This window comes from Lactobacillus sp. HMSC08B12, assembly GCF_001808415.1.
Lineage (GTDB): Bacteria > Bacillota > Bacilli > Lactobacillales > Lactobacillaceae > Lactobacillus > Lactobacillus delbrueckii.
This window is the reverse complement of record NZ_KV793208.1, coordinates 34,185-51,593: the sequence shown is the minus strand read 5'-3', so window position 1 is coordinate 51,593 and position 17,409 is coordinate 34,185. Positions and strand designations below refer to the sequence as shown.

Annotated in this window: 15 protein-coding genes and 1 pseudogene; 9 read left to right on the top strand and 7 right to left on the bottom strand. The window is 52.8% G+C overall.

The window, feature by feature from the left end; translation table 11 throughout:
• Window positions 1-10 precede the first annotated feature (10 nt).
• The 4 genes from HMPREF3168_RS08580 (at window position 11) to HMPREF3168_RS08570 (ending at window position 4,740) form a co-directional block, all read left to right on the top strand.
• Window positions 11-805 carry an SDR family NAD(P)-dependent oxidoreductase gene (locus HMPREF3168_RS08580; protein WP_003613994.1) on the top strand — a complete coding sequence of 265 codons (795 nt, stop codon included), beginning with the start codon at window positions 11-13 and terminating at the stop codon, window positions 803-805.
• 114 nt (window positions 806-919) lie between these two features.
• Window positions 920-1,111, top strand: a complete 192-nt coding sequence (rpmF, locus tag HMPREF3168_RS10005) for a 50S ribosomal protein L32 (RefSeq protein WP_003614010.1) — start codon at window positions 920-922, stop codon at window positions 1,109-1,111.
• 67 nt (window positions 1,112-1,178) lie between these two features.
• Window positions 1,179-2,744 (top strand): bifunctional metallophosphatase/5'-nucleotidase, encoded by a 1,566-nt coding sequence (locus HMPREF3168_RS08575; RefSeq protein ID WP_003613987.1) that lies wholly within the window; start codon window positions 1,179-1,181, stop codon window positions 2,742-2,744.
• An 85-nt stretch (window positions 2,745-2,829) separates the two neighbouring features.
• On the top strand, window positions 2,830-4,740 hold the full coding sequence (locus HMPREF3168_RS08570; RefSeq protein ID WP_003613985.1) for an SNF2-related protein: 1,911 nt from the start codon (window positions 2,830-2,832) through the stop codon (window positions 4,738-4,740).
• Here the strand turns inward: HMPREF3168_RS08570 and HMPREF3168_RS10820 are convergent.
• Window positions 4,737-5,039 carry a DUF2238 domain-containing protein gene (locus HMPREF3168_RS10820; RefSeq protein ID WP_231519811.1) on the bottom strand — a complete coding sequence of 101 codons (303 nt, stop codon included), beginning with the start codon at window positions 5,037-5,039 and terminating at the stop codon, window positions 4,737-4,739. The genes HMPREF3168_RS08570 and HMPREF3168_RS10820 overlap by 4 nt on opposite strands.
• 323 nt (window positions 5,040-5,362) lie before the next feature.
• On the opposite strand from HMPREF3168_RS10820, the gene HMPREF3168_RS08560 reads away from it, so the two are divergent.
• Both HMPREF3168_RS08560 and HMPREF3168_RS08555 read left to right on the top strand, forming a co-directional pair.
• On the top strand, window positions 5,363-5,926 hold the full coding sequence (locus tag HMPREF3168_RS08560; protein ID WP_013439386.1) for a TIGR01440 family protein: 564 nt from the start codon (window positions 5,363-5,365) through the stop codon (window positions 5,924-5,926).
• A 101-nt stretch (window positions 5,927-6,027) separates the two neighbouring features.
• Entirely contained in the window at window positions 6,028-6,597 is a 570-nt protein-coding gene (locus HMPREF3168_RS08555; protein ID WP_236156511.1) for a GntR family transcriptional regulator, read from the top strand.
• Window positions 6,598-6,672: 75 nt separating this feature from the next.
• Here HMPREF3168_RS08555 and proC read toward each other — a convergent pair whose 3' ends face one another.
• The 4 genes from proC to HMPREF3168_RS08535 all read right to left on the bottom strand — a co-directional run bounded on the left by proC (window position 6,673) and on the right by HMPREF3168_RS08535 (window position 10,123).
• Window positions 6,673-7,446 carry a pyrroline-5-carboxylate reductase gene (proC, locus tag HMPREF3168_RS08550; protein ID WP_002877626.1) on the bottom strand — a complete coding sequence of 258 codons (774 nt, stop codon included), beginning with the start codon at window positions 7,444-7,446 and terminating at the stop codon, window positions 6,673-6,675.
• Between the two features lie 13 nt (window positions 7,447-7,459).
• Complete coding sequence (locus HMPREF3168_RS08545) at window positions 7,460-8,707, bottom strand: glutamate-5-semialdehyde dehydrogenase (protein WP_003612907.1); 1,248 nt, start codon at window positions 8,705-8,707, stop codon at window positions 7,460-7,462.
• A 22-nt stretch (window positions 8,708-8,729) separates the two neighbouring features.
• Window positions 8,730-9,806, bottom strand: coding sequence for a glutamate 5-kinase (gene proB, locus HMPREF3168_RS08540; protein ID WP_003612902.1), 1,077 nt, complete (start codon window positions 9,804-9,806; stop codon window positions 8,730-8,732).
• A 116-nt stretch (window positions 9,807-9,922) separates the two neighbouring features.
• Window positions 9,923-10,123, bottom strand: a complete 201-nt coding sequence (locus HMPREF3168_RS08535; RefSeq protein ID WP_003612908.1) for a YjzD family protein — start codon at window positions 10,121-10,123, stop codon at window positions 9,923-9,925.
• Between the two features lie 119 nt (window positions 10,124-10,242).
• Between HMPREF3168_RS08535 and dnaE the strand changes: the two genes are divergently transcribed.
• The 3 genes from dnaE (at window position 10,243) to pyk (ending at window position 16,714) form a co-directional block, all read left to right on the top strand.
• Window positions 10,243-13,737: a DNA polymerase III subunit alpha gene (gene dnaE / locus HMPREF3168_RS08530; protein ID WP_246825707.1), complete on the top strand. Its 3,495-nt coding sequence runs from the start codon at window positions 10,243-10,245 to the stop codon at window positions 13,735-13,737.
• A 208-nt stretch (window positions 13,738-13,945) separates the two neighbouring features.
• Complete coding sequence (pfkA, locus tag HMPREF3168_RS08525; RefSeq protein ID WP_003612988.1) at window positions 13,946-14,905, top strand: 6-phosphofructokinase; 960 nt, start codon at window positions 13,946-13,948, stop codon at window positions 14,903-14,905.
• A gap of 39 nt (window positions 14,906-14,944) precedes the next feature.
• Window positions 14,945-16,714, top strand: coding sequence for a pyruvate kinase (pyk, locus tag HMPREF3168_RS08520; protein ID WP_003612947.1), 1,770 nt, complete (start codon window positions 14,945-14,947; stop codon window positions 16,712-16,714).
• A 285-nt stretch (window positions 16,715-16,999) separates the two neighbouring features.
• Here pyk and HMPREF3168_RS09995 read toward each other — a convergent pair whose 3' ends face one another.
• Together HMPREF3168_RS09995 and HMPREF3168_RS10960 are read right to left on the bottom strand one after the other, a co-directional pair.
• Entirely contained in the window at window positions 17,000-17,257 is a 258-nt protein-coding gene (locus HMPREF3168_RS09995; RefSeq protein WP_246825709.1) for an aliphatic sulfonate ABC transporter ATP-binding protein, read from the bottom strand.
• A 51-nt stretch (window positions 17,258-17,308) separates the two neighbouring features.
• A pseudogene (locus HMPREF3168_RS10960) lies at window positions 17,309-17,377 on the bottom strand (hypothetical protein); the annotation flags it as partial.
• Window positions 17,378-17,409 lie beyond the last annotated feature (32 nt).

The following is a 17,409-nucleotide window of genomic DNA, read 5'->3' as shown; positions in this document are numbered from 1 at the left end:
CGTGATAAAGATGAGTGATTCATTACGCAATAAAGTTGTAGTTATTACCGGGGCCAGTAGCGGGATCGGCCGGTCAATTGCCCTGGAAAGCGCCAGCCGGGGCGCCACGGTTGTTTTGCTGGCCCGCCGCCTGGACAAGCTGGAGGAAATCGCTGCTGAAGCCCGGGAATTGTCTGCTTCAGCAGCTTTCGCCGTCAAGGCTGACCTGGGCCTGGCCAGCGACATCGAAGCGGCTTTTGCCGAAGTTAAGGAAAAGGTCAAGCACATCGACTACCTGGTCAACGCGGCTGGTTTCGGCAAGTTTGAGGAATTCATGGAAGCTGACATGCAAGACGCCACGGAAATGTTCCAAGTTGACGTCCTGGGCTTGATGTACATGACCCGGCTTTTTGGCCGCCTGATGCTGGAGCAGGGCAGCGGGCAGATCATCAACTTTGGCTCCATGGCCGGCAAGGTGCCGACGACCAAGTCAGCGGCTTACAGCGCCGCCAAGGCAGCCGTAATCCAGTTCTCCAACGTTCTGCGCCTTGAACTCAAGCCTTTTGGCGTCAAGGTCATGACCGTCAACCCGGGTCCGGTTTACACCAACTTCTTCAACATTGCCGACGCAAGCGGCCAGTACGTCAAGAATGTCCAGGCCTTCATGCTTGACCCGGACGACGTTGCCTGGGAAGTAGTCCACTACTTCGGTTCAAACAAGCGTGAGCTCAACCTCCCGGTCAGCCTGGCGGCTTTGGCCAAATTGTACAACTTGTTCCCGGGGATCGGGGACAAATTGTCGCTTGAATTTGCCTCCCGCAAATAAATAAAGTAAGGTTTTTCTTGATTTATTTGCCAGGCAATAGTATTATTTAATTACTTGAGTATTTAGGTCACCGACCTGATACTGTGATATTACAATAAAGGAGATCAGTTATAAATGGCAGTTCCTGCAAGACATACTTCTAAGCAAAAGAAACGTTCACGTCGCGCTCACTTGAAGCTCAGCGTGCCAGCAATGCACTACGACGCAACTACTGGTGAATACCGTTTGAGCCACCGTGTTTCCCCTAAGGGTTACTACAAGGGTCGTCAAGTAGTCAGCGAAAACAGCGCTAGCGATAACGACTAATTTAAAAGGCACCTGTTTTTCTGGTGTCTTTTTTTATGCCAAAAATTAGGATTGAGGAATTCGAAGAATGAAACTGGTTTTTTTACATTCAAGCGACACCCACGGCTACTTGCTGCCAACTGACTACCAGAGCACGGGCGACTACGACGCTCCTTACGGCCTTAGCCGGGTAGCCAGCGCTATCAAGGCGGAGAAGGCCAAGTGGGGGGCAGACCACGTCATCGTGACTGATGCCGGCGACTGCCTGCAGGGGTCTCCTTTGGCTGCTTACACCCATGGCAGCAAGAATCTGGACAACCTGGCCCGCTTTACTGCTGCTTACAACGCGGTCGGCTACGACGTCCGCTGCCTAGGCAACCATGACTTTAACTTTGGCCAGGAATACATGGCCTACTATGTGGACAACAACAAGGCTCCATTCGTTAACTGCAATATTTTGGATACCGAAACCCAGGTGCCGACTCTGGGCCGGGACTACGTGATCCTGGAAAGAAGCGGGGTCAAGGTTGGCGTTTTGGGGATTACCACCCAGTACATCCCTCACTGGGAAGCAGTTGACCGGATCAAGGGCCTGGCCTTTAAGTCTGCTTACGAACAGATCGCTCATTTTGCCAAGATCATCAAGCCGCAAGTCGATGTCCTGGCCGTCCTTTACCACGGCGGCTTTGAAAGTGACATCGCCAGCGGGGAAGCAACTGAACCGCACAACGGGGAAAACGAAGGCTACCGGATTCTGACTGAGATCCCGGAAGTCGACGTCATGCTGACGGGCCACCAGCACCGGAGACTGAACATGATCAGCCCGTCCGGCAAGCCTTGCGTGCAGCCGGGCTACCGGGGCGAGGCGATTGCGGAAGTCGTTTTGGACCTGGAAAAGACGGAAGCAGGCTACAAGGTCAAAGAAGCTACCAGCGAATTGATCGACACCAAGGACTTTGCATCAGACCCGGAAGTTGAAGAAATCGTTAAGCCGCTCGATCTAGCCACCCAGAAATGGCTTGACCAGCCAATTGCCCACCTGGACCAGCCAGCCCCGATTGAAGATGCCAACAAGGGCCGGATTGAAGGGGCACCTTTCATCAACCTGCTCCAGCAGATGCAGCTCTACTTCACCCACGCTGACCTTTCAGCCACGGCTGTGATGAATGACGTGGCCAAGGGTTTTGGCAAGACGGTAACCATGCGGGACATTCTTTTGAACTACCCATATGCCAACCAATTGGTCAGCGTCAAATTGACTGGTAAGCAGCTCCGTCACATTGTAGAGCACACGGCCAGCTTTTTGGAAAAAGACGAAAACGGCAAGATCCACTTTATCGACCGCTACCTCAAGCCAAAACCGGAACTTTACCACTTTGACGTCTTTTACCCACTGGAATACGAGGCTGACCTCTCCAAGCCGGTCGGCCAGCGTTTGACCAAGCTGAAGTTCAAGGGCCAGGATATTCAAGATGACCAGGTCTACCATCTGGCCGTCAACAACTACCGGGCCAACGGGGGCGGTTTCTACCCGGAATACAGCTTGGACAAGATCGAATTCTCCTTGGACAAGGACTATGTCCAGATGTTCAGCGAATACCTGACTCAAGGAGAGGTCAAGGTCGACACGAAGAAGTACTATCGCTTCTATTAGTAACGAATAACGAAGAAAAAGGCCGCCAGGCCTTTTTTTCATGCCCTTGTGGCATAATAAAAGCAGCGATTTAAGGAGGTGGAGTATGCCAGGAGAAAATGTGCGCGTGCAAGGGAAAGTGGTTAAGAGCCATTTGACTTCCTTCGTTTCAGCCGAAGAATTGCGGCAGGTGCAGGCAGCGGAAAAATTAGCCGGCCTGCCTGTCCACCAAAAGCCCTATGCTTTCGTGACCTTGAAAGACTGGGAGCTGGTTGCCGGCCATTTAGAAAAGAATTTGCCGGGAGCAATTGTTTCTTTTGAGGCGGCCGAAGGGGTCCTGCCCTGGCTGGCCAAAGAAGAAGGCGGCAGGCTCAAGCAGATTTTTGGCCAGGAAGTCCCGGCCGGGAAAGTGGTGACCTTGACCCTCAGCCAAGCCGGGAGAAATGGCAATTGGCAGTTGCAGCTGGATGGGGTGATCATGGCTGCCCAAAAGCCAAATGACGCAAATAAAGCAGAAGAAGTAAAGGGAGTTAAAGGAGTTAAAGGAGCTAAAAAAGCAAAAGGAGCAAAAGAAAAGACTGAGTCTTTTGCTGGGAAAATGGTTGATGCCCAGGTTAAGTTGGGCGGGCAGACTTTGCCCCTGCATGACTATCAGCTCTACAGCATGAACTTTATTATGGACCACCCTTACTGCGGGATTTTCCTGGATATCGGCTTGGGCAAGACCTTGACGACCCTGGCTGCCCTGGCTAAATTGCGGGAAGAGGGGATGAAGGGGCATATTTTGGTGATCGCCCCAAAGACCGTGGCTAAGTCGACCTGGCAAGATGAGATTGATAAGTGGAACTTGCCTTTTAAGACCCAGTCCTTTTTGACCGATGAAAAAGGCCGCCAGCTGACTCCAGCTGGCCGGAAAGAGCTCTATGAAGCTGCCGCGGCCAAGGCCGCCAAGGGTGACTGGCAGCTGTATTTTGCCAGCCGGGACCTGGTCAGCAAGCTGGTTGACCTGGGTCCCTGGCTTTTTAAAAACGTGGTAATCGATGAGTCCCAGTCCTTCAAGTCACCGGCTTCCCAGCGCTTCAAGGCCTTAAAGAGCGTGCGGGGGAGGATCCAGCGCCTGATTGAACTGACCGGGACCCCGGCGCCTAATTCCCTCCAGGACCTGTGGTCACAAATCTACCTCTTGGACCAGGGAGAGCGGCTGGGCAGGAGCATCACGGCCTACCGGCAGCAGTACTTTGAGCCGACCTTGCTGGTCAACAACCACCCGGTCAAGTGGCGGCTTTTGCCAGGAAGTGAGGAAAAAATCTACCAGGCCATCGACGATATCGTCATCTCCATGAAAAATACTCGGCTGAAATTGCCGGAACTGACAGAGAGCCTGGACTGGGTGGAAATGCCTCCAAGGGCCAAAAAGAGCTACCAGCAGCTGAAAAAAGACCAGGTCCTGGACCTGCCTGGCCAGGAGATTAGCGCCGATAACGCGGCTGTCTTAGCCGGCCGCCTGCGGCAACTAGCCAGCGGTGCCATCTATGAAGAAGACGGGGAGCATTACCAGGAGATTTTTGCTGAAAAAATAGAAAGCTGCTTCTACTTAACCAGCAATACGGCTACGCCCAGCCTGGTCGCTTATTATTTCAAGTCAGACGCCTCCCGCCTTTTAGCCTTTTACCGGAAAAACGGGGTCAAGGCTGAGCTTTTTGACGGCTCACCTGGCATGATCCGCCGCTGGAACAAGGGCAAGATCCCTGTCATGCTGGTCCAGCCGGCCAGCGCCGGGGCGGGCCTTAACCTGCAAGAAGGGGGCCACACCCTGATTTGGTTTACCCTGCCCTGGAGCCTGGAGCAGTACCAGCAGATGAATGGCCGCCTTTACCGGCAGGGACAGAAAAAGCCGGTCATCATTCACCATCTTTTGACGAAGGGAACGATTGACCGGCATGTATTAGACAGTTTGAAAAAGAAAGACCTCTCCCAGCAGGCCTTGCTAGCGGCGGTCAGGCGGACGCTTGCCTAGTCGTCCGGGCTGTATTTCTTGAAAAAGAAGGTCTTGAGCCAGGAGCGGTCGTTTTTCAGCTGCCAGTAGCTCCAGCAGCTGAAGAGGAGGCTGCTGGCCAGGTCGGCGATCAAGTCACCCATGGTGTCCAGTAAGGCCGCCCGGCCGGCAAGAGCCCGGCCCGCTGACAGGTAGCGCTGCAGGTTCATGGCGAAAAGACCGTCACAGGTAAACTCATAGCATTCCCAGAGGACCCCGCAGAAGACGGCAAAGGCCACCCCGTACAGGCACAAAAAGCCGGCAGGTAAAAGCGAAGCCACTTGCTCAAAAGGGCCGGCAAAAGGACCAAGAGCAGGCCAGCCCCGGTCTCAAGGACCAGGAGCAGGCTACCGGACTTGCCTTGCGCTAATTGCCAGGCAGCAGTGAGCAGGGAAATAGCTATTGAAAGAACGACAAAGACAAAAGAAAATTTGAGGGCCAGACTTTGTTTGTGCATGGCAATGAACACCTCACTAATTATGAACAGAAATTTTTATTATTTTTTCTATATTTTAACAGATTTGCTTATGCTCGCGGCAGAATCTGCTGACTGAGTTACAATAAAGGCAGCAAGCAAAGCAAGAAACAAGATTGGAGGAAAAAGATGGATTTAGCAGAAATTCAAAAGCAGGCCAAGCAGGCCGTCAGTGAAATTGTCGAGGCATCCGGGATCAAGGCCGGCCAGTTTTTCGTGGTTGGCTGCTCTTCAAGCGAGGTCTTAGGTGAGGCGATCGGCACCAATACCAGCACTGATGTTGCTGAAGCCCTTTACCAGGGGATCAATGAAGTTTTGGAGCAAAAGCGGATCTTCCTGGCCGCCCAGTGCTGCGAGCACTTGAACCGGGCCCTGGTGGTCAGCCGGGAAGCGATGGAAAAGTATGACTTAGAGCAGGTCAACGCCATTCCCCAGCCAAACCATGCCGGCGGGGCCTTCGCGACCGTAGCCTACCAGAAAATGCCAAATGCGGTACTTGTAGAAGACATTGCTGCCCGGGGGGAAGCCGGGATTGACATTGGCGGTACCTTGATTGGGATGCACCTGCATCCGGTGGTCGTTCCCCTAAGAATTTCCCTGGACAAGATCGGGGAGGCCAGAATCATCTGTGCCCGCCGCCGGCCAAAGTATGTCGGCGGCCAGCGGGCCATCTACGATCAGGCTTTGATGTAAGAAAATATTTAATTTTTTCTAAAAATAATAGACGCCATACTATTAATACATAGGCTTAGGAGTTTTCGGTTAGCAAGATTACGGTCAAGAGCGCTTTGGACTTGCTGGAGCAGGAAGGCTTTGTTTACAAGGAGTCAGGCCTGGGAACCAAGGTCTTGTCCAACTTGACCCTTTTGGGCCAGCATGACTCCCCCGTCAATTCTTTTGCCGGCCTGTCGGCTGAAAACGGCAGTGACCGGGTGAGCAGCAAGATTATCAAGTTTGAAGTAGCCTTTCCGTCAGCTGACTTGTGCGAGAAATTGAACCTGGATGAAAATGACCCGGTTTATGAGATCATCCGCTTACGCCTTTTGGACGACGAGCCTCTGGTGATTGAGCATACCTATATGCCGGTCAGCCCGGTGCCGGCCCTGTCCAAAAGGATCTTGGAAGGGTCGATCTATTCTTACCTGCACAAGAAGCTGCATATCAAGTTTGGCGGGGTCTTCCGCCGGATCAAGGCTGATCTGCCAGATAAATATGACCGGCAGTACCTTGGGGCCAACGAAAGCACGCCGATTCTGGAAATCGAGCAGATCGTCTGGACCAATTCCGGGGTCAACCTTGAATATTCTCGGTCAAGAAACCTCTACAACAACCGGTCTTATATCATGGTCGAAACCAGCCATTAAACTTACGAAAAAATACCCACTGAAGGAAAGCAAATCTTCAGTGGGTATTTCTTTGTTATCATATTTATTAGCTCTTTAGCCCAATTCCTGGTTCCGCTTAAGAGCCGCGTTAACTGCGCTGATGGCCGCGTAGCGGAAACCATTCTTCTCCAGTTCAACGACGCCGGCAATGGTTGAGCCGCCTGGTGAAGTTACGGCATCTCTGAGCTGGGCCGGGTGCTGGCCGGTCGCCAGGACCATCTGGGCTGAGCCCAAAACCGTCTGGGCGGCCATTTCAATGGCTTGGGAGCGGGAGAGGCCGTTTTGCACGCCAGCGTCGCCCAGGGCTTCAATAAACTGGTAGACGAAGGCCGGACCGCAGCCAGCTACTGCCGTAGCGGCATCCATCAAGCCTTCCTGGATTTCCACGACCTTGCCGGAGTGAGCCATTAATTCCTTGAAGACATCTTTGGCCTGGCTGCTCTGGCTGGTGTAGCTGGTCATGCCCTGGCCGATGGCTACTGGGGTGTTGGGCATCATTCTGACCAGGTCGTGGCCGGGCAAAAGCTTGGCCAAAGTTTCCAGGCTGACCCCGGTCGCCATGGAGATCCAGATGCTGCCGTTATTGCTGTTTTCACCAATTTCCTTGATGGTGCTGGCCACCTGGTAAGGTTTGACGCCTAAAAAGACCACGTCGCTTTCAGCAGCAACTTGCGCGTTGTCTAAGAGCTGGCCGCCGATTTCCGCCTGCAGCTTGCCGGCTTTTTCCGGGTTGTGGCTGCTCAAAAGCAGGCTGACGTCATCACACTTGGCAACTGCTCTGGCGATCGCGCTTCCCATGTTGCCTAAACCGATAAATCCAACTTTCATAAAAAACTCCTTGCTATTCTCTGACCTGGCCCTGGCCACGGACGATGTACTTGTAGCTGGTAAGTTCGTTTAAACCCATTGGCCCCCGGGCGTGCATCTTCTGGGTGGAAATGCCCAGTTCGCAGCCCAGGCCGAATTCACCCCCGTCGGTAAAGCGGGTAGAAGCGTTGACGTAAACAGCGGCTGAGTCGACGGCTTGGGTAAAGCGGTCAGCGGCTGCTTGGTCTTCAGTCACGATGGCTTCGCTGTGGTGGGTTGAGTGCTTGGCGATGTGGTCAATCGCTTCTTCAATTCCGTCTACGACCTTGATAGCCATAATATAGTCCAAAAATTCCGTGTCGAAGTCGTCCGGGCCAGCTGCTTTAGCTTCTGGCAAAAATTCCTTGGCTCTTTCGTCAGCCCGCATCTCAACCTTGCCGGCAAAAGCTGCAGCTAAACGGGGCAGGAAGTCAGCGGCAACTTCCTGGTCAACCAGGCAGACTTCAGCAGCGTTGCAGACTGATGGTCGGCTCATCTTGGCATTGGCCGTGATCTTGACTGCCTCGTCCAAATTAGCGGCCTTGTTGACATAGATATGGCAGATCCCGGTCCCGGTTTCAATTACCGGAACTTTGGCGTTGTCAACAACCGCTCTGATCAAGCCCTTGCCCCCACGCGGGATCAAGAGGTCGATCTTGCCCCGGGCCGTCATCATTTCGGTGGAAGACTGCCGGCTGGTGTCTTGCACCAGTTCAATCACCTTTGGGGAGATCTTGCTTTTGGCTAAGCCCGCCTTTAAGGCCTGCATGATGGCGTTAGCAGAATTAAAAGCATCCTTGCCGGACCGCAAAAGGGCGGCATTGCCGGACTTAAGAGCCAGGGCCGCCACGTCAGAAGTGACGTTTGGCCGGCTTTCATAGATCATCCCGATCAAGCCAAAAGGCACGGACCGCTTTTCAATCTTAAGGCCATTGTCAGCCGTGTGCTCGCCTAAAAGGCGGCCCACTGGATCTGGCAGGTCGATCAAGGCCCGGATGCCGCTGGCCATGCCGGCTAAGCGGTCTGGGGTGAGGCGGAGCCGGTCCAGCATGACGTCAGGAATCTGCCCCTTGGCCTTTTCCAGGTCAAGCTGGTTGGCAGCAATGATCTCCGCTTCATGATCCAGCAGGCTGTCAGCCATCAAGGCCAAGGCTTCGTTCTTATCGGCAGTATTCGCCAGGTTGACAGCCGCCTTGTTTGCCAGCAGGCTGTCCATCAGTTGCTGAGTTGAGCTTTCAGTCATATTTTCTTTTTCCTTTCTCAAATCAAAGGGTGGTAACCCAGTCGTCACGGTGGATGAAGATGCCTTCAGGGTGCTTTTGCTCCAGAATTTCTTCAAGAACAGGCCGGGAGAATCGGGCCTTGCCCTTGCCGATCAGCTTCTTGCTCTTCAAGCTGTAGACTTCCACGATGTCATCTTTCTTAAAGTTGCCCTGGACCTGTTTGATCCCGGAAATAAGGAGGCTGGAGCCTTCCCTGGCCATGGCGTGGACGGCTCCGTGGTCGATGTAGACCCGGGCTTTGGCCGGGGCGTAGAAGGCCAGCCACTGCTTCTTCTGGTTGAAGGCATTTTCGTTGGCTGTAAAAAGGGTCCCCTGGTTCTTCTGGTGAACGGCGTCAACCAGGGCAGTGGAGTCTGCTGAACAGATGAAGACCGGGACGCCGGACTTGGTCGCCATGTCAGCGGCTTTGATCTTGGTGGCCATGCCGCCGGTTCCATTGCTGGACCCGGTCCCGCCGGCCATTGCAAAAATTTGCGGGGTAATCTCGTTGATGATCGGGATCGGCCGGGCATCAGGGTTCTTTCTGGGGTTGTCGCTGTACAGGCCAGGCACATCTGTCAAAAGGACCAGGAGGTCAGCCTTTAAAAGGGAGGCTACCTGGGCTGACAGGGTGTCGTTGTCACCGACTTTCAGTTCATCGATGGCGATGGTGTCATTTTCGTTGATAATGGGGATGACCCGCCGGCTCAAAAGAACGTTCAAGGCTGTCTGGGCATTTTGGTAGCGGCGCTGGTCAGCGAAGTCGTCCTGGGTCAGGAGGATCTGGGCGGAAACCACGCCCTGGACCAAAAGGCTGCGGGTGTATTCCTCGATCAAGAGCCCCTGGCCGACAGCGGCCGCAGCCTGCTTGTTGGCCACCTTCCTGGGTCGTTTGTCAAAGCCGAGCCGGCGGAAGCCAGCCGCGATGGATCCTGAAGTTACCAGGACCAGCTTGTAGCCGGCCTGGTGCAGCTGGGCCAGCTGCCGGGTAATTTTTTTGATCTTCTCCGGATCCAGGTCGCCGGCCGGGCTGGTCAGCGAGGAGGTTCCTACTTTAAAAACGATCAGGTTATCTTTCATTAGTCAACTTCCTTAATAAAATTAGACTAGGTAAATCATAGCATCTTTTGCCCGTGGATAGAAAAATTACAACAAAAAGGGCTAGCCGGTTAGGCTAGCCACTGTGGTCTTCTGTTTTATTTGCTGTACGCGGAGTCGTCATTGTATGACCTGGCCGTGATCTTTGGAATAGTCAAAGAGAACAGCAGGCCAAATACGGCACCGACGATCAACAAGGTAACAGGGTTATAGGTGCTCTGGGTCAGAGGGGCTCCGATAAAGCCGATGATGAAAGTAAAAATCATCCCCCAGACGATGCAAACAATGTAACGTCCCATAGTATCTTCCTTCTTTCGCTCTGCATTTTACCAGAATCGGCAAGCAAATTCAATTGGTGGAAAAAGGACTTTGCTATAATTAAAATAACTAGCAAAAAGCGAAAGGCAGGGCGAGCAAGGTGAACATAGCAGCATTGCAGACGATTTCGGCCAATACCATTCTGGCCAGCCCAATGAAAACGGCTGACCTGGTCCAGGGGGCAAAAGAGCGGGGTTATAGCGCCGTGGCACTGACGGACATCAATGTAACTTTTGGCCTGGCCGACTTTTACCAGGAAGCCGTAAAAGCAGGGATCAAGCCCCTTTTGGGCCTGCAGGGCCGCTTTAAGGGAGTCGAATTGGAAGAAGCAGAATATGACCTGGTCTTTTTGGCTCAAAGTCAAAAAGGCTACCAGTCCTTGATGCGCCTATCCAGCTTTTTAAATATCGCTTCTGGCGACCTTGCCGGCCCGGCGCCTAGCCTGTCTGACCTGCCCGAATTGTCTGACTTGACCGTGATCGTGCCGGCCGGGCTGACCAGCGAACTGCGCCAGCTTAATAAACTGAGGAACAGTGGTGAGGAATATGTTAAAAAGCTCCAGGCCTTTTTGCCAAAAGGCCTGCCCTTATACTTAGGCGTTTACCCGGCTGAATCCGCGGCCGCTTATGATGCCTATGTCAAAAAGCTGGCAGAAATTTCAGCCTTGCCCATCACGGTTGTTGAGGACGTCCGCTACTTAGACCCGGGCGACCAGTTTCTTTGCAAGGTCCTGCAGGCCATTAAGGAAAGACGGGTCCTGGATGAGCATGAACTGACCTTGATGGCGGAGGGGCAGGGGTCACATTGGCTGCGGCCCGCGCCTGTCCTGGAAGATGCCTGCCGGGAAATGGGCTTAGAAGAAGCTTTGGCCAACAGCGGCAAGATCGCGGCCAGCTGCCATGCTAAGATTCCTTTTAAGGAGCCACAGCTGCCGGTCTTTCCGCAAGCAACAGGACTTTCTTCCGACCAATATTTGGAAAAGCTGGCTTTTGCTGGCCTGGAAAAATTAGGCCTTAGGCAGGGAATTTACCACGCCCGCTTGCAAAAGGAACTGGCCGTCATCCAGCAGATGGGCTTTGCTGACTACTTTTTGATCGTCGGCGACATCGTCAATTACTGCCGGCAAAGAGGCGCCCTGGTCGGCCCGGGCCGGGGGTCAGCTGCCGGGTCCTTGGTAGCCTATGCTTTAGGCATTACCCAAATTGACCCCTTAAAATACGACCTGCTCTTTGAGCGCTTCTTAAACCCCGCCCGGGCCGACATGCCCGACATCGACCTGGACTTTACCACGAGCGGACGAAAGCTGGCTTTTGCTTACGTGCAGGAAAAATACGGTGCTAAAGCCCGCTTTGGCGAGGGCTCTGACCTGGTGGCCCGGATTTTGGCCTTGACGACCATGAAGGCCAAAAGCGTCCTTGAGCGGACCGGCCAGGTCTTTGGCTTAACCCTGCCGGCTATCGCCCGCCTCAAGCAGGCCATGGGGGCAGCCAAAACTTTGGCCGAAGCTGGCCAGCAGACTGAATTTAAGGCCCTGGTCGCTGCCAGTCCCTTGACCCGCCTTCTTTATCAAACCGCCGCAAGGCTGGAAGGGCTGCCGGAAGACACGGGCACCCACGCTCCCGGCCTGGTCATCAGTGAAGAGCCCCTATCCAGGCAGATCGGCTTGATGACTGGGAAAGAAGCCCCTCTGTGGACGGTTGAGCAGACCAAAAAGTACGTTGAAAAGTATGGTCTCTTAAAGATCGACTTTCTGACCCTGGACAATTTGGAACTTTTGGAAGGCGTTTTAGCAGAGATTCAAAAGTCCAGCGGCCCCCTGGATTTGACCCGGCTGCCCCTGGATGATCCGGATACCTTGCGCCTTTTTGCCCGCGGGGAGACCCAGCAGATTTTCCAGTTTAATTCCAGCGGGATGCAGGAGGTCTTAAGAAAAATCCAGCCCCGGACTTTTGACGACTTGTCCGTCGCCGTGGCCCTTTACCGGCCGGGCCCGATCGCCAGCATCCCCTTGTACGTCGCCCGGAAAAACGGGACCAGCCCGGTTCAGTATCCTGACCCCAGCTTAAAAGAAGTCCTGGGACCGACCTATGGTATTTTCGTCTACCAGGAGCAGGTCATGCAGACAGCCCGGATTTTCGCGGGCTTCAGCCTGGCGGAGGCTGACGTCTTCCGGAACGCGATTTCCAAAAAGCAGGCTGGCCTCTTAGCCGAAGAAAAGGGCAAGTTTGTCGCTGGCGCTGTCAGAAAGGGACACAGCCGGCAAGCCGCCGAGGCAGTTTACGCCTTAATCGAGCCTTTCGCCAACTACGGCTTCAACCACTCCCACGCCGTCGCCTATGCCCTTTTGGCCTACTGGCAGGCCTTCTTGTCCGTCCATTTCCCTAGGGAGTTTTACTTGGAAAAGCTCAGGGCCAGCCGGGGCAAGGAAAAAGGGGCCATCATCCGCCAGGCCAGAAAGGCCGGCGTTGAGATCCTGGGGCCCGACATCAACTTGAGCCAGGCAGAGGCCCGCTTGTTTGAAGGCCGGATCTACCTGGGCTTAAAGGACATTATGGGGATTACGCCGGCCTTTTTGGACCAGCTTCTGGCCCTAAAACGGCCAGTAACCAGCTTCCCGGCTTTTTTGCGGCAGCTGGATACCAAGGAATTGAAAGAAAAGCAGCTGGTCCCCTTGATCGAAGCCGGCCTCTTTGACCAGGTCAGTCCCAACCGGGCCAGTCTTTTGGTCAACTGCGGCAACATGCTCAATACTGCCCGCTTGTCGCAAAAAAGCCTGGTCTTGCAGGACTTTTTGGCCGCCAAGGAAGAAAACGTGCCAATGCCGACGCCAGCAGAAAAGGTGGCTATGGAAGAAAGAGCCATGGGCTTTGCCGTAACGGCATCTCCCCTGGAAATTGCCGGCAAGGCCCTGGCCAAGCGTTATGGGGCCAAGCCTTTTGCTGGTCTTGCCTTAAACGAGACCGGGCAGGTGCTTGCCCAGTTCATTAAGAAAAACGACTGGCGGGTCAAGCGGGGAGCCCGGGCCGGTGAGTTAGGCAGCAACGCCGTCTTTAGCGACGGACAGACCAGCGAGAAGGTGACCATTTTTACCAGCCAGTACCGCCGCTTTGCCCAAATTCTGAAAGAAAACGCCGTCTACCTCCTGCAAGTTGACAAAAAAGAAGACCAAAAGGACAGCCGGGGCTACCAGCTGATCTTGCAGGATTTGCGCCTTTTGGACTTAAAGCAGCTCGAGCAGGCTGAAGAAGTCAAGCCGGTTACCGTCAAGCCTAAGGACCTGGCTCTTGAGCGTTATTTTGACCAGCACTACCGGACCAAGCGCTTAGGCGACTTCCAGGTTAAAGAAAGGGGCCAGGCCCTGGCCAAGCTTTTGGCTGTCCGCTACCAGGAAGACAAGCGGGGACGGAAGATGGCGACCTTGATTCTGGCTGATTCTTCCGGCCGCTACAGGTGCTGGCTTTTTGCCGGGGAACTGGCCAAATTAACTTTGAATTTACAGGTAAATGACTACTACCTGCTCAAGCTGGAAGCTTTAGGCCAAAGAGAGATCCTGGACTTCAAAATTTGGGACATGAAGCAGGTAAATTTGCGCTGAAAACGACTTGACCAATTTGCTTTTTTGAAAAAAATCTCTCCTAGTGAAATAAATAATAAACGCCAGGCTGGGATTTGTAAGCCCTAACAGGTCGAAAGTCTGAAAAAATCGAATTTAAACCAGATTTTACAAGACTTTATGCGGGAAAAATGTTATGATTTATGTGATGTGAGATATTACACAATTTAAATCATGATGAGGTGAATTCATGAAACGGATTGGTATTTTGACTAGCGGCGGTGACGCCCCTGGTATGAATGCAGCCGTAAGAGCCGTAACCAGAGTCGCGATCGCGAACGGTTTGGAAGTTTTCGGTATCAGATACGGTTTTGCAGGTTTGGTTGCGGGCGACATTTTCCCATTGGAAAGTGAAGACGTAGCCCACTTGATCAATGTTTCCGGTACCTTCCTCTACTCTGCGCGTTATCCTGAATTTGCAGAAGAAGAAGGACAGCTGGCTGGTATTGAGCAATTGAAGAAGCACGGCATCGATGCTGTTGTCGTTATTGGTGGGGATGGTTCCTACCATGGCGCCCTGCAGCTGACCCGCCACGGCTTCAACTCAATTGGCCTGCCAGGCACGATCGATAACGACATCCCTTACACGGATGCCACGATCGGCTATGACACGGCCTGCATGACGGCAATGGACGCGATCGACAAGATCCGTGACACTGCTTCCAGCCACCACCGGGTCTTCATTGTCAACGTAATGGGCCGCAACTGTGGTGACATCGCTATGCGCGTCGGCGTAGCCTGCGGGGCGGACGCGATCGTCATTCCTGAAAGACCATATGATGTCGAAGAAATCGCCAACCGGCTCAAGCAAGCCCAGGAAAGCGGCAAGGACCACGGTTTGGTAGTCGTTGCTGAAGGCGTAATGACCGCTGACCAATTCATGGCTGAACTGAAGAAGTATGGTGACTTCGACGTCCGGGCCAATGTTTTGGGTCACATGCAGCGGGGCGGCACGCCAACTGTTTCTGACCGGGTGCTGGCTTCCAAGCTGGGCAGTGAAGCCGTTCACCTTCTTTTGGAAGGCAAGGGCGGCCTGGCTGTCGGCATTGAAAACGGCAAGGTTACTTCACACGACATCCTTGATTTGTTTGATGAGTCTCACAAGGGTGACTATGACTTGTTAAAGCTCAACGCAGATTTATCAAGATAGTTATTTTTATAGTTTTTGATTTAGGGAGATTTTTTCAAGATGAAAAAAACGAAGATTGTTAGTACTTTAGGGCCAGCTTCAAACGATATTGAAACTATTACCAAGTTAGCCGAAGCAGGGGCAAACGTATTCCGCTTCAACTTCTCACACGGTGACCACGAAGAACACTTGGCAAGAATGAACATGGTTCGTGAAGTTGAAAAGAAGACTGGCAAGCTTTTAGGCATCGCTTTGGACACCAAGGGTGCTGAAATCAGAACCACTGACCAAGAAGGCGGCAAGTTCACTATCAACACTGGTGACGAAATCCGCGTGTCAATGGACGCAACCAAGGCCGGCAACAAGGACATGATCCACGTTACCTACCCAGGTCTGTTCGACGACACTCACGTAGGCGGCACTGTATTGATCGACGACGGTGCTGTTGGTTTGACTATCAAGGCCAAGGACGAAGAAAAGCGCGAATTGGTTTGTGAAGCTCAAAACACTGGTGTCATCGGCTCAAAGAAGGGTGTTAACGCTCCAGGTGTTGAAATCCGCCTCCCAGGGATTACTGAAAAGGACACTGACGACATCCGCTTTGGTTTGAAGCACGGTATTAACTTCATCTTTGCTTCATTTGTACGTAAGGCTCAAGACATTCTTGACATTCGCGCACTTTGCGAAGAAGCTAACGCATCATACGTTAAGATCTTCCCAAAGATTGAATCACAAGAAGGTATTGACAACATCGACGAAATCTTGCAAGTTTCAGATGGTTTGATGGTTGCCCGTGGTGACATGGGTGTTGAAATCCCATTCATCAACGTGCCATTTGTTCAAAAGACTTTGATCAAGAAGTGCAACGCTTTGGGCAAGCCAGTTATCACTGCTACTCAAATGCTGGACTCAATGCAAGAAAACCCACGTCCAACCCGTGCCGAAGTGACTGACGTTGCTAACGCCGTTCTTGACGGTACTGACGCAACTATGCTGTCAGGTGAATCAGCAAACGGTTTGTACCCAGTACAATCAGTTCAAGCTATGCACGACATCAACGTTCGGACTGAAAAGGAAATGGACACCCGGAACACTCTGGCTCTGCAACGCTTTGAAGAATACAAGGGTTCAAACGTTACTGAAGCTATCGGTGAATCAGTTGTCCGCACTGCTCAAGAACTGGGCGTTAAGACTATCATTACTGCTACTAGCTCCGGCTACTCAGCTCGTATGATCTCCAAGTACCGTCCAGACGCAACCATCGTTGCCTTGACTTTCGATGAAAAGATCCAACACTCATTGGGTATCGTTTGGGGCGTTGAACCAGTTTTGGCAAAGCAACCTTCAAACACTGACGAAATGTTCGAAGAAGCTGCCCGCGTAGCTAAGGAACACGGTTTCGTTAAGGATGGCGACCTGGTAATCATCGTTGCCGGCGTACCATTCGGCCAATCAGGTACTACTAACTTGATGAAGCTGCAAATCATCGGCAACCAACTTGCTCAAGGTTTGGGCGTAGGCACTGGCTCAGTTATCGGCAAGGCTGTTGTTGCGAACAGCGCTGAAGAAGCCAACGCTAAGGTTCACGAAGGCGACATCCTGGTAGCTAAGACTACTGACAAGGACTACATGCCAGCTATCAAGAAGGCCAGCGGTATGATCGTTGAAGCTTCCGGCTTGACCAGCCACGCAGCTGTTGTCGGCGTATCACTCGGCATTCCAGTTGTTGTCGGTGCTGCTGACGCAACTTCAAAGATCGCTGACGGCTCAACTTTGACTGTTGACGCACGTCGCGGCGCAATTTACCAAGGTGAAGTTTCAAACCTGTAATCTAGGATTGCAAGTCTGACAACCACAGAAAAAAGAGTTCAATCAATCGATTGAGCTCTTTTTCTTTGCCAATTTTTTCTCTGCTTTCTTTAATGATTGCCTTGAATATAGCTAAGGCAGAAGAGGTATTTTAAACTGCTGAGCCGCTTTAAATCGTCTGCAAACTTAATCTACCCAAAAAGAATAGCCGACCTTAGAAGACCGATATGGGCTGTTTAGCAGGGAGGAAAAAGCGCATTAAAAAACTCCAGCTGAGCTAGAGTTAAATTATCACTTTTTTAATTGTTAAGCTGCAAGGTCATCTTCACCTAAGATGATCTGCAAGGTGTCGTGGAAGATCTTGTCCTTGGCCAGTTGGGCCTGGTCATCGTCTTGGTCGCGGAAGTCGTTGATCATTTCTGTCGCGATCCCTTGGTTTTTGATGACCCAGATCTTGTTGGCCATGATGGTGGCTTCCCGGACGTCGTGGGTAACGAGCACTGTGGTGATGCCCTCTTCCTTGCAGACCTGGAGGATGAGCTCCTGCATCTTGGATCTGGTCAAGGCATTAAGGGCTCCGAGGGGGTTGTCCAAAAGCAGGAGCTGGGGAGAGGACAGGAGGGCTCTGGCTAAAGCAGCTCTTTGTCTCTGCCCCCCCGGACAGGGTGGCCGGGTAGGCGTCAGCGTATTCTTCCAGGCCCACCCGGGCTAAAAGG